Raw genomic sequence first — 11983 nt, forward strand, 5'->3', positions numbered from 1 at the left:
GCCCGCAGCTTTGTCACTCGTCTCGTGACCCTGCACAGGGCGGGCACCCCTCAGGGACCCGTGGTCGGGTGATGCTGTCGTGGTTGGGTGGGGCTCGTGGTCGAGTGATGCTGTCGTGGTTGGGTGGGGCTCGTGGTTCGGCTGAGCGGTCATGGGAGGGTCTCCAGCGAGGGGGTGATGCCCAGGGTGTGGGCGGCCAGGTCGATGCGGCGTTCGGTTTCGGCTTGCCAGTCAGGTTGCCAGCGCCGGAAGGGGATCAGGGCGAAGGTCAGTAGGGCGCGGGCGCGCCAGAGATCCAGATCGGGGGCCGGGCGCACGGAGGTGTAGCCGTCGAGGAAGGCGGTCTCCAGCTTCGGGGCGCCGAGCAGCATGCAGCCCGCGCTCCACCAGCCCAGGTCCGTGCCCGCCGATCCTCGGTGGCTGCGGTCGAGATCCGCGATGCGGATGGTGCTGCCGTCGGTCAGGATCTGATCGGGGGTCAGGTCGCCGTGCAGGCTGACGGTCGCCGAATGGTCCTCCGACGGACCCAGTCGCCACGCGATCTCGGCGAGCAGTTCGTCGCGGTGCGGCAGCAGCGCGGACAGCGTCTCGACCATTCCGACGAGGCCTCGTCCCGGGGCGTGCACCACGGTTGGCCCAGCGGAGCCTTCGTGCACGCCGGCGATCGCTCGCCCGGCCTGCTCTGCCGCGCGCGGATCGCGGACGGATGACAGGTCGCCGAGTCCCCAGAAGGGCGTCACGGCCGCCGTGTCGCGTCGCCGCTGGATGGTGTGCCGGATGACCGGAGCGCCCAGTCGTTCCCACTCTCCCTCTACCGCTAGGAGCGGCAGGAGGCTCTTCGCTGCCACGCGAAGCACTTGGGCGCGAGAGCCCTTCGAGACGATGCCCGCTGCTTTGCTGCTCGGCTCGCGATCCCATGCAGGGCGGGCATCCCGGGTGCTGAGGAGGGCGCCCGCGCCCGTCTCGAAGTACAGGGATCTGTGGTTGGGCTGCGTGTCGGGGCGTGGTCGGTGGTCGGGCTGCGTGTCGGGGGACAGGGGATCTGAGTCGGGGGATAGGGGATCTGAGTCGGGGGATAGGGGATCTGAGTCGGGGGATAGGGGATCTGAGTCGGGGGCGTGTGGGTCCGAGTTGGGGGAGGTGTCCGCGGTGCGGAGCACGATCCGTCGGCCGGGGTTGTAGCGCAGCACCTCGAGCTGTGGCGAGCCCTTGAGCCGTCGCCGGGCGCTGGCGAGGGGGCCGGCCAGCTGTGGATCGGACTCCACCCCACCGGTGAGCAGATGGATTCCGCGGCGGGATGCGGTGGAGACAGCTGCTCCCACCTTGGCCGCGCGGCGCAGGATGCCATCCCTCTTGTCGGTGCCGGCGGTCAGCATCGCCCAGCCGTGCTCCTCGAGCAGCGGGCCCTGGCTCCACGCCACCAGCAGGCTCTCGCCCGGCTTGACCCGCAGCGACGTGATCGCCGCCGGACGGCCGACCAGCTCGGCGAGACGTTCGGCGTCCAGCAGATCCTCGGCGCCGCCCAGGGCGATGTGATCGAACACCGCGTCGGTGATCATCGGATCCTCCCCGCAAGGCGAGTTGTGGCGCGAGCGCGGGCCGGTGTTGGCGCGGCGCGGCAGGCCTGGATGTCGGTGAGCATCACGCGGCCTCCTCACTGTGGCTCGACATCCAGCGGGCGAACCGGGTGCCGGGCAGCCGCAGCAGATCCTGCGGTGCCCCGTCCTCGACGATGCGACCGTTCTCCAGCCACACCACCCGGTCCAGGCCGGCGATCATCGCCGGATCGTGGGTCACCGACAGCGTGGTGCGGCCGCGCGTGAGCTCCTCCAGCGACGCGGCCACCTGAGCCTTCGTGGCCGGGTCGAGGCCGGTGGTGGCCTCGTCGAGCACGACGATGGGGGACTGCCGGATCAATGCCCGCGCGATGGCGAGGCGCTGGCGCTGGCCACCGGAGAGGGTGTCGCCGCGCTGGCCCAGCACGGTGTCGTAGCCGTCGGGAAGGCCCTCGATGAAGTCGTGGGCATCCGCGCGCCGGGCCGCGTCCTCGACCTCTTCGTCGGTGGCGTCCAGCCTGCCGAAGCGGATGTTCTCGCGGATGGAGACGGAGAACAGCACGGACTCCTGCAGCAGCACGCTGACCTGGGAACGCAGGCTGGCGAGGGTGGCGTCGGCGATCGACTGCCCGTCGATGACGATCCGACCCTGGTCCGGCTCGGCCAGCCGCAGCAGGTACGACATCAGGGTGGACTTGCCCGCGCCGGACGCGCCGAGGATGCCGACGTGCTCGCCCGCGGGAATGGTGAGCGAGAGATTGCGGAACAGCGGGCGGCCGTGACCGTCGGTGCTGGTCAGGCCCTCGAACGCGACGGTGCCCCGCACCGACTCGAGCGCGCTGGCACCGGGGCGGTCGGCGATCTCGATCTGCTCGTCGAGCAGGTCGGCGATCCGCTCGCCCGACGCGCTCGCGCGGGCGATCCGGCCGGTGTATTTGGCCAGGTCGCGCAGTGGGCGGGTGGCGATCTTGAGGTACATCAGGAACAGCACCAGGTCGCCGGGCGTCATCGCGCCCCGCAGCACCTGCCAGCTGCCGAAGACCAGAACCACGGCCTGCGCGATCCCGACCAGCACGTCGGTCGATCGCTCCAGCCCGGCGGCGAGCCGGCGGGCCTTCACGCCCGCCTTCATCGCCCGCGCGTTGCCCTGCGCGAAGCCCTTGGCGACGGTGTTCTCCAGCCCGTAGGACTGCACCACCCGGATCGCCGCCAGCGCCTCCGCGGCGGAGCTGACCAGCGCACCCTCGCCCTTGCGGGTCTGGCGCGAGGCCTTGGTGATCCGCGGCGAGGCCACCGTCGACAGCAGGCCGTAGGCCACCGCCGCGACGAAGATGATCAGGCTCAGCACCGGGTTCATCCACACCATGACGCCCATCAGGATGATCACCGTCGCCAGGTTGCCCACCAGCGGAAGGCCCGCGGTGACGGCAGCCTCCTGCAAGCGGCCGACGTCGCCGACGAGACGCTGCGAGGTGTCGCCGATGGAGGCCTTGGAGTGATACCGCATCGACAGCGCCTGCACGTGATGGAACACGCGGGCGCGCAGTTCGGTGGCGATGCGCGCCCCCACCTTGGCCAGCGCGATGGTGGAGACGTAGTTGGCGATCGCGCGTCCGGCGACGATCGCGGCCAGCGCCACCGCGGCCAGCGGGATCACGGTGCCGATGTCGGCGCTCTGGCCGGTGCCCAGGTCCGCACCGAGCGCCGTCGAGACCGCGTCCACCGCGATCTTCAGCGGCCACGGCTCGAGGATCCGCAGGATCACGTCGACGAACATGGCCGCGATGCCCAGCACGGACAAGCCCGCGTGCTGCCGGAGATGCGGGCGCAGGACGCCGAGCGTGCGCTTGAGCGCCGAGGGGCGAAGCCGGTCGCGGTCGGCGGAGCGCACGCGAGGGCGAGGAGCCTCGGATGCCGTCACGACGCCCCCTCCAGCAGGTCGAAGAGGCCGCGTGCCCTGGACCGCCAATCGTGCTCGGCCACCGCCGCCGCCCGCGCGGCGCGGCCCAGCCTCCGGCGACGCTCCGGGTTGCGCGCCAGCGAGTCCAGGGCTGCCGCGAGTTCGGACACGTTGCCCGGCGGGACGAGCGCCCCGTGGCGTCCCTCGGCGAGCTGGCGCGGGATCTCGCCGATCGCCGAGGCGACGATCGGCAGGCCGGCGGCCATGTACTCGTAGATCTTGAGTGGCGAGAAGTAGTGGTCGCCCTGCGGGTAGGGGGCGACGGCGATGTCCAGCCGGTGCAGGATCGACGGCACCTCCGCCGGGGGAACCGCGCCGAGGAACCACACCCGATCCCGGATCCCGAGGCACGTCGCCAGTTCCTCGAGCTTGGGTTCCTCGGGGCCGGTGCCGCACACCAGCAGGTCGAGCTGCTCGGAGCTGAGCGCGATCGCTTCAAGGAGCAGCTCGGTGCCGTGCCAGGGCTTCAGGGTGCCGACGAAGCCCACCGTCAGGCGACCGTCCGGGCGGGGAACCTCGGCGTCCTTGCGCGGGGTGATGCGGGCGGTGTTCACGCCGTTGGGGATCACCGCGACGCGCGAGCGCGGGGCGCCCTGCGTGAGTGCCCATTCGGCGACGGGGTCGCTGACGCAGGAGATCACAGATGCCGCCGCGAACTGGCGCGCGGTCGCCGACTCGGCGGCCGCTGCGTCGTGCAGGCCCCGATGACGTCGCTGTTCGACGAGCAGCGGCGCGTTCACCTCCAGGATCAGCGGTGCCTGCGTCGCCAGCCGGGCGCCCGCGTCGCTGAAGAGCGAGTAACGCTCGTAGACCGCGTCGAAGCCCTCGGCCTCGGCGGCCTTGGCGAGGCGCGTGGCGGCCTCGCCGATCGCGATCTCGCGCTCGGCCAGCGAGGTCGTCTTGCGGAGCGGGAGGTGGCGGACGTCGAGGTCGAGGAGATCGGCGGGCACCTCGTCGTCGAGCCGGGTGCAGAAGACGGTGACCTGGTGGCCCTCGGCGCGCATGGCGCGAACCATCTCCTGCACGTGCACGCTGGCGCCCTTGGTGCCGAAGACCCCGATGCCCGGATCGGCGAGCAGATAGGCGATCCTCATCGCTGGGCCTCCTTCGGAGCTGCCGCGAGCGCGCACAGCCGCGCCGCCTGCCTGACGGAGTCGTACTCGCGCACCACCAGCGCGCGGGCTGAGGACACGACGCTCGCGATGTCGGTCTCGGGATGCAGCGCGTCGGCGATGGCGTCGACGAGCGCGGGGAGATCGCCGGACGGCACCAGCCATCCGGTCTCGCGGTCCCGCACCACTTCGCCGACGGCGGTCACGTCGGCGGCGACGCAGGGCACGCCCGAGGCCATCGCCTCGAGCAGCACGGTGGGCAGCCCGTCGGCGTTGCCGTCGGATCCCACCACGAACGGAGCGACGAACAGGTCCACCTCCTGGAACAGCCGGCGCACTTCCGACTGCGTGCGCGGGCCGAGGAGGGTGACCACATCCTCCAGCCCGCGCTCTCGGATCGCGGCTTCAAGTGCACCCCGCAGGGGCCCGTCGCCGACGATGTCCACCTGGCAGGGGACGCCGCGTTCGGTGAGTGCCCCGGCGGCTTGGATCAGCAGGTCGAATCCCTTCTTCTCGACGAGCCGTCCCACGCCCAGCAGACGCGCCACGGCATCCCGCTGGGGAGGCCGGCGCAGCGGGAAACGATCAAGGTTCAGGCCGTTTCGCACCAGGCGGAGGCCATGGCAGGCCTCCTCGCCGAACCGTCGCCTCAGATGCGAGTCGTTGTAGTCGCTGATCGTGATCGCATGATGCGCCTCGCGGAGCTTGATCGCCAGATCCTGCGGATCGACGTCTTCATGGAAAATGTCCTTCGCGTGGGCGGTGAACGAGTACGGCAGCCCCGTGATGGCTCCGGCCAGCCGCGCCACCGTGGTGGCGACGGATGCGAAGTGCGCGTGCAGGTGCCGCACCCCGTGCTGGGTGGCGAGCGTGGCCAGCGCGACGGCCTGCTCGGCCTCGTCGGCGGAGGTATCGAGCAACAGGGGGAGCACGGCGGCGAGCCCGGGTCGGAGCTCCGCGGGCGCCGCCGACCAGGTGCGCCACGAAGCGCGGGCGCTCGACGACCGGGGCAGATAGTGCACCGGCGCCTTCACCAGCGCGAGCTCCGCGTGGAAGCGGCCGTCCGCCGGCGGGCGCAACGAGTAGACGACGATCTCCTCGCCAGCGGCCTCCCTGGCCAGGATCTCGGAGACGATGAAGGTCTCGGAGAAGCGGGGATACATCTTGAGCACATAGCCGATGGGGCCGTCGCCCACCGTGCGGGCGGCCGACAGCGCGAGGTCAGCAGACATGGGCCAGCTCCCGTCCCGCCTCGTCGCGACGCCGGGCCAACAGTCTGGCGGCGAGCCGAGGCACTTCGGCCAGGCCGTCGCGTCGCAGATGATCGCGATCGATGCGACGTGTCACCGCCCCGGCCAGCCACTCCTCGAGGGAACCGGTGGTGAGCTGCTCCAGACGGGCCCACTCCACGGCGCCCGCCTCGGCGAGGGCCGTGGTGCGGATCAGCTGCTCGGTGCGACGGTGCGTCCGCGGCACCATCAGGGCCGGAGTAGAGGTGGCCATCAGCTCGGTGGCGGTGTTGTAGCCGCCCATGGAGACCACGGCCGCGGCGCGGGAGATCAACTCGGGAACGTTGGGGACGCTGCGCAGCACCCGAGTCCTGTTCTCCGAGCGGGCGGCGATGCTCTCCAGCTGGGTCACCTGATCGCCGGGCATCTGCGGCCCCGCGACGAGCAGGTGGTCATGCCCCGCGGGGACCGTCGCGCCGGCGGCGATCCGGGAGAGCGGGAAGCCGTCGGATCCGCCGCCCACCAGAGTGAGCACGAACGGACGCTCGGTGGGCGCGTCGCCGTCGTCCTGGGGGCGCCCGTCGGCGAGGTAGCCCGTGGGGCGGGCGAGGCGCGACAACGCGGGGGGCAGCTCCCCGGTGCGCCGGGCGTCGTGCACGTCGGGATCGCCGTAGAGCCACACCTCGTCGAAGGCCTCCATGAGACGCCAGGAGCCGTCCAATCGCCGCCATTCCGCCGCCGCGCTGACGGGGTCGTCGATCACCTCGCGCAGGCCCAGCACGGTGGCGCAGCCCCGCGCCCTCGCGTCGAGCAGGACGCTCGCCAGCTCGTAGTCGATGCCGAAGGGGTGACGGTCGACGATGAAGAGGTCGGGCGCGAGCGCTTCCACAGCGGCCCGGATCGTCGACGAACGCAGCGCCCACACGGACTCGGTCGGACTGCCGAGGCGACGTGGGATGTATCCACCGTCGCCATGGGTCATTCCGGGAAGGATGAACCAGTCCCACCCCGGCGGCAGCGTGTCGCGGGCCGCCCACGAGTTGCCCGCGATGAGGAGCCCGGTGACCGGCTCGCCGGTGAGCTGGGGGAGGTACTCCGACAGGGCGAACGCGAGGGCCCTGTTGCGCCTCACATGGCCCAGCCCCACGGAGTCGTGGGAATACATCACTACGGTTGTCATGGCTCTTACCTCTTCTTCCCGATGCATCACACCTTGTCGGGTGGTGATGAGAGGCAGGTGAGAGAGGAATGAGAGTGTTCTCCTCAAAACGACGCAGGGGCGCCGTCCGGGCCGAGATGGTCCGGGCAGCGCCCCTGTGAGGGAGTGGGTCAGGAGGACACGGTGAACAGCCGATCCTGCGCGTTCACGTCCTCACCGGCGGTCGCCTCTGCGATCACCGCGTCCGACTTGGCGCCCATCACCACGACCGGGATGATCGGGTTGCGCCCGGTGGTCACCACCGAGGGCACGTCGTAGGTGACGATCGGCTGACCCTGTTCCACCCGGTCGCCCTTCGAGGCGTGCAGCGTGAAGCCCTGCCCGTCCAGCTGGACGGTGTCCAGGCCGAGGTGCACCAGCACGCCCACCTTGTCGTCGGTCATGATCGCGTAGGCGTGCGGCATCAGCTGCATGATCTTGCCGCTGACCGGAGCCACCGCCTCGACGACATCCTGGGGCGGCATGATGGCCATGCCCGCGCCGACCAGGCCGTCGGCGAAGGTCTTGTCCGGCACGTCGGCCAGCGCCACGGCGGTGCCCTGCACCGGGGCGAGGATCGTCGTGGAGATGGCGGCCTTCGCGGGGGCGGAAGCCGGTGCTGGTGCGGACGGAGCCGCGACGGGCGTTGGATCGGCGGCGACGGGGGTCGCGGGTGCCGGGCCGGCCATCGCGGCCAGGATCTCGTACTTCAGGGCGTCGGCCTGGGGGCCGAAGATCGCCTGCACGTTGTTGCCCACCTCGATCACGCCGGCGGCTCCCAGGGCCTTCAGTCGCGCGTGGTCGACCGAGGCCTTGTCGGCCACCTCCATGCGCAGCCGGGTGATGCAAGCGTCGACGTTCAGCAGGTTCGCCCGGCCGCCGAAGGCCGCGATCAGCTGCTCGGCCTTCGCCGACGAGCCGCCGGTGGCGCCGCCGTCGTCGGTGAGGTTGGCGGCCTGCTCGGCGGCGAACTCCTCGTCGGACTGACGGCCCGGGGTGCGCATGTTCCACTTGGTGATCGCGAACCGGAACAGCACGTAGTAGAGGACCGCGAAGACCAGGCCCAGCAGGAGCAGGAGGAGGACGTTGTGAGCGGCGGGGGCGGTGCCGTAGAGCAGCAGGTCGATCAGGCCGGCCGAGAAGTTGAAGCCCAGGTGCGCGTCGAGGAGATAGGCGATCGCCATCGACAAGCCGGTGAGCAGGGCGTGGATCACGTAGAGGGGGAGCGCCGCGAACATGAAGGCGTACTCGAGGGGCTCGGTGATGCCGGTGAGGAAGGCGGTGAGGCCGGCGGCCGACAGGATGCCGATGGCCACCTTCTTCTGCGCGGGGCGGGCCGCGTGGATCATGGCGAGGGCCGCGGCGGGGAGGCCGAACATCAGGATGGGGTAGAAGCCGGCGGTCAGCGCTCCGGCCGTGGGATCACCGGCGGCGAAGCGGGTGAGTTCGCCGGTGACCAGGCCGTTGGCGCCCTCGTACTCGCCGAAGATGAACCAGATGTAGGCGTTGAGGATGTGGTGCAGGCCGATCGGGATCAGCAGGCGGTTGGCGACGCCGTAGACGAAGGCGCCGAACGCGCCCGCGCCGCCGATCAGGCTGCCGACGGAGGTCAGGCCGCTGTTGAAGATGGGGTAGAAGTAGCTGAGCGCGAAGCCGAGGAACAACGTGGTCAGCGAGACCACGATCGGCACGAAGCGGCGCCCGCCGAAGAAGCCGAGGTAGGTGGGCAGCGAGATGTCGTGGTACTTGTCGAACAGCCAGGCCGTCACCAGACCCACCACGATGCCCGCGAAGACGTTGTAGTTGATCATCGCCTGGTTGCCCGCGCTGTCGGTGACGCCCTCCAGCACGATCGGCGACATGGTCTTGAACACCGCGGAGATGACGAGGTAGCCGGCCACCGCGGACAGCGCCGTCGATCCGTCGGCCTTCTTGGCGAAGCCGATCGCGACGCCCACCGCGAACAGCAGCGGAAGGTTGTCGAACACCGCGCCGCCCGCGGCGCTCATCGCGTCGAAGAAGGCCCCGATGATCGGCCAGTCGAAACGACCCAGCAGGTCGTCCTGCCCCAGTCGCAGCAGGATGCCTGCCGCGGGGAGGAGGGCGATGGGGAGCATGAGGCTCTTGCCGAGTCGCTGGAGCTGCGCGAACCCGGGAATGCGCAGGCCAGAGGACTTCTTGGTGTCCTCTTTGGTGTGGGTCATTCGGTCTCCTGTGTGAGATCTGCCGATCATGGTGCTCGGCGGGGCTTAGTCCGATATTGGTCTAGACCAACGATTGAAGATTGGCATAGACCAATATCGATGTCAAGCCCTGGTCGGTGAGCGTGACTGAGTGTCGATCGGGTATTGTTTGGTCTAGTCCAATGCTCGGCCGTTCGTCGGAGCGAGGTTCAGGAGGAGAAATGAAGGTTCCGAAGTACTACCGGGTCAAGGGTGCGCTTCTGGACATGATCGTCGACCTCCCGACGGGCACGGCCATCCCTACCGAACGTGAGCTCGCCGAGCGTTTCGCCACGTCGCGCACGACGGTGCGCCAAGCCATCGCGGAACTCGTCGTCGACGGACGGCTGGAGCGCACGCAGGGGAGCGGCACTTTCGTGGCGGAGCCGAAGTTCATGCACGTGCGTCCGCTCACCTCCTTCTCGCAGGATCTCGGCTCCGAGGGGCAGCGGCCTGGAAGCGTGGTACTGGACATCCGCGAGTCGCTGGCCTCTCAGGACGTGAGTCGGCACCTCGAACTGCCCATCGGCTCGCCGTTTCATCTGGTGGAGCGGCTCCGCACGGTGGGCGGTGAGCCGATCGCCCATGAGGTGGCGCATCTGCCGGGCCGATTGCCGGGACTCGCGGAGCGTTTGGCAGAGCGGGGATCTCTCTATCTGACCTTGAGCGAGGTCTACGGCAAGGAGATCGTCACCGCGGAGGACACCGTCGAGACAGTGCTGGCCGACCCCGTCTGGGCCGATCTGCTCGGCGTCGAGACGGGGCTGCCGCTGCTGCTCGTCCATCGCACGGGGTGGGATGCCGAAGGCAAGGTGGTCGAATGGACACGATCGGTGTTCCGCGGAGACCGGTTCCGTTTCGTGTCGCGCCAACGGCTGCAGGAGGACGTCGCCCTCTCATCGACCGCAGCGGTGGCCGCAGTATCCGCAGTATCCGCCTAGGCGGCGCGCTGCTGGAGGTCGATCCCCATCTTGGTGAAGGCGGTGCGGAAGATCGTCAGATCGTCGAGGCCGGGCAGTCGTGAGACCGACTGATCGAGCTTGTCCACCGCCGCGCCCTGGCCCGTGAACAGGTAGCCCATCACGTAGCGGACCTCGTCCTCGCTCATGATGCTGGAGCCGACGGGGCGCCAGGCCTTGCTCATGAGGGTGGACACCAAGCCGGGGGCCTTCTCGGAGCGTTCGAGGGCCGCGCGGGCCTGCGTCGTGTAGAAGGCGACGTGGCGGGTCTCCTGCTGGGCGATCCGCTTCAGCAGCGGCGACAGGGCGGGGTGGTCCATCATCCCGGCGAGGCGGCGATAGGCCGCGACGGCGGAGAGCTCGTTCGCGGCGCCCCATGTCATGTGGACGGCGATGAAGTCGTCGCCCACCAGGTTGGACAGGGCCGACTGCATGCTGGGGCCCATCGCCTCGCGCCAGCCCAGCTTGACCCGGCGGGCCTTGAGCTCGTCGTAGCCGACGGTGATGCCGTGGCGTCCCAGCACCGCGGCCAGGGCTTCCCCGTGCCAGAACTCCTCGCGGTTCCAGGTGGTCATGAAGCCGCGCGCCTCGTCCTTGCGGTGCGAGCGCGTCACCAGCAGATCCCGCAGGTAGCACGACGTGTGGTACTCCACGTCGCACATGTAGCGCAGCGCCCGGAGGGTGTCGTCGTCGAGGGGATGCTCGTCGAAGTGGTCGAAGTCCAGATCCTCCCAGCGCACGCGGTCGGAGGTGGCGGCGAAGTTCTCGAGATCAAATGCCATGGCGGGTCTTTCGTGAGAACAATCCTGGGGTGGGCGGCGGGGGCGGGCCGCCGTCGGGGCCGGTGCCGGGTTCGAGTCCGACGCCGCGGAGCAGGTCGCGCAGAGGACGTTGTGCCTCGTGCAGGCGGGCCTTGGCCCCGTCGCCGAGGAAGATGTTGCCGAGCGCCCGCGGCTCGTCGGGATCCGGAACTCCGACGATGCGCAGGGGCTGCCAGCCCATCACCGCCAGCTTGGCGGAGAGCGCCTCCGCGTGCGAGCGGGCGATCCGGGCGGAGGCCTCGTGCCGATAGAAGTCGATGAAGGCGGTTCGTCGCTCGATGATCTCTTCGACGACGCGACGCGCCTCGCCTGTGAGCCGGGGCAGCAGCTCGGCGTAGGCGGCCTGCAGGCTGACCTCCTGGAGGCCCATCCTGATCATGTGACCGGCCGACGTGGCCTCGCCGATGGCTGCGGAGACCGGCGGCACGACGAGCGGCATCAGACGCTCCACCCACACGTCGCGAATGCGTGCGGAGAGTCGCTGACGACTGCGGGGCTCGGGACGGGGACCGATGGCGTCGAGGAGATCGCGCACGGCCCAGCCGAGCCACATGCGTTCGTAGGACCAGGTGGCGATGAAAGCCGTGATGCGGGCCTCGTTGCTGGTCCAGGAGGCCAGCATGGCCCGGGTCTCGGAGAGGCCGGCGCTGTCGAGGCGCCAGAGGAAGGCGAGATCGGCCGCCGTGATCGGATCGAACGGTTGGGCGGCGACGGCGTCCTGATCGACCGCGATTCGTCCACGCGCGTTGCGCCCGTACGCGTCCACGTTGAAGGCGGTGTAGAGGGTGTCTCCCTGGGGAGGCGTCGCAGTCACGAGACGAGGGTAACGCGGGAGCGAAGTCATTTCCACACTGATGAAATTAGGGCGGATGGCGGGGGTCTCGACGCGCTCGCCTGCGCCCGTTCGTGCCTGGGAAAGATCCCTC

Annotated in this window: 9 protein-coding genes; 1 reads left to right on the plus strand and 8 read right to left on the minus strand. The window is 70.0% G+C overall.

Translation table 11 applies throughout. From position 1 onward, the window contains the following. Positions 1 to 149: 149 nt before the first annotated feature. The 6 genes from P0D62_RS09415 to P0D62_RS09440 all read right to left on the minus strand — a co-directional run bounded on the left by P0D62_RS09415 (position 150) and on the right by P0D62_RS09440 (position 9259). Complete coding sequence (locus tag P0D62_RS09415; RefSeq protein ID WP_275702378.1) at positions 150 to 1559, minus strand: protein kinase family protein; 1410 nt, start codon at positions 1557 to 1559, stop codon at positions 150 to 152. Between the two features lie 82 nt (positions 1560 to 1641). Next, a complete protein-coding gene (locus P0D62_RS09420) occupies positions 1642 to 3477 on the minus strand; it encodes an ABC transporter ATP-binding protein (RefSeq protein WP_275702379.1) in 1836 nt (611 codons plus the stop codon). Then, positions 3474 to 4610: a glycosyltransferase family 4 protein gene (locus P0D62_RS09425; RefSeq protein ID WP_275702380.1), complete on the minus strand. Its 1137-nt coding sequence runs from the start codon at positions 4608 to 4610 to the stop codon at positions 3474 to 3476. The genes P0D62_RS09420 and P0D62_RS09425 overlap by 4 nt, the downstream gene beginning before the upstream one ends. After that, positions 4607 to 5860 carry a glycosyltransferase gene (locus P0D62_RS09430; protein ID WP_275702381.1) on the minus strand — a complete coding sequence of 418 codons (1254 nt, stop codon included), beginning with the start codon at positions 5858 to 5860 and terminating at the stop codon, positions 4607 to 4609. The genes P0D62_RS09425 and P0D62_RS09430 overlap by 4 nt, the downstream gene beginning before the upstream one ends. After that, the gene (locus P0D62_RS09435; protein ID WP_275702382.1) at positions 5850 to 7037 is read right to left on the minus strand and encodes a glycosyltransferase family protein; all 1188 of its coding nucleotides are present in this window, start codon (positions 7035 to 7037) and stop codon (positions 5850 to 5852) included. The genes P0D62_RS09430 and P0D62_RS09435 overlap by 11 nt, the downstream gene beginning before the upstream one ends. A 149-nt stretch (positions 7038 to 7186) precedes the next feature. Then, the gene (locus P0D62_RS09440; RefSeq protein ID WP_275702383.1) at positions 7187 to 9259 is read right to left on the minus strand and encodes a PTS transporter subunit IIABC; all 2073 of its coding nucleotides are present in this window, start codon (positions 9257 to 9259) and stop codon (positions 7187 to 7189) included. Positions 9260 to 9459: 200 nt separating this feature from the next. On the opposite strand from P0D62_RS09440, the gene P0D62_RS09445 reads away from it, so the two are divergent. Next, positions 9460 to 10218 (plus strand): GntR family transcriptional regulator, encoded by a 759-nt coding sequence (locus P0D62_RS09445; RefSeq protein WP_275702384.1) that lies wholly within the window; start codon positions 9460 to 9462, stop codon positions 10216 to 10218. On the opposite strand, the gene P0D62_RS09450 is transcribed toward P0D62_RS09445, so the two are convergent. Then, a complete protein-coding gene (locus tag P0D62_RS09450; RefSeq protein ID WP_275702385.1) occupies positions 10215 to 11018 on the minus strand; it encodes a ferritin-like domain-containing protein in 804 nt (267 codons plus the stop codon). The two genes, P0D62_RS09445 and P0D62_RS09450, sit on opposite strands and share 4 nt — an antisense overlap. Further along, positions 11008 to 11871: a hypothetical protein gene (locus P0D62_RS09455; RefSeq protein ID WP_275702386.1), complete on the minus strand. Its 864-nt coding sequence runs from the start codon at positions 11869 to 11871 to the stop codon at positions 11008 to 11010. Before P0D62_RS09455 ends, P0D62_RS09450 begins: the two co-directional genes overlap by 11 nt. Positions 11872 to 11983 lie beyond the last annotated feature (112 nt).

Origin of the sequence: Tessaracoccus caeni (assembly GCF_029211185.1) — a bacterium.
Lineage (GTDB): Bacteria > Actinomycetota > Actinomycetes > Propionibacteriales > Propionibacteriaceae > Arachnia > Arachnia caeni.

Bases quoted from the DNA above. Each gene is read 5' to 3' on its own strand.
- P0D62_RS09415 (WP_275702378.1), bottom strand. From the start codon at position 1,559: ATGATCACCGACGCGGTGTTCGATCACATCGCCCTGGGCGGCGCCGAG.
- P0D62_RS09425 (WP_275702380.1), bottom strand. From the start codon at position 4,610: ATGAGGATCGCCTATCTGCTCGCCGATCCGGGCATCGGGGTCTTCGGC.
- P0D62_RS09430 (WP_275702381.1), bottom strand. From the start codon at position 5,860: ATGTCTGCTGACCTCGCGCTGTCGGCCGCCCGCACGGTGGGCGACGGC.
- P0D62_RS09435 (WP_275702382.1), bottom strand. From the start codon at position 7,037: ATGACAACCGTAGTGATGTATTCCCACGACTCCGTGGGGCTGGGCCAT.
- P0D62_RS09440 (WP_275702383.1), bottom strand. From the start codon at position 9,259: ATGACCCACACCAAAGAGGACACCAAGAAGTCCTCTGGCCTGCGCATT.
- P0D62_RS09445 (WP_275702384.1), top strand. From the start codon at position 9,460: ATGAAGGTTCCGAAGTACTACCGGGTCAAGGGTGCGCTTCTGGACATG.
- P0D62_RS09450 (WP_275702385.1), bottom strand. From the start codon at position 11,018: ATGGCATTTGATCTCGAGAACTTCGCCGCCACCTCCGACCGCGTGCGC.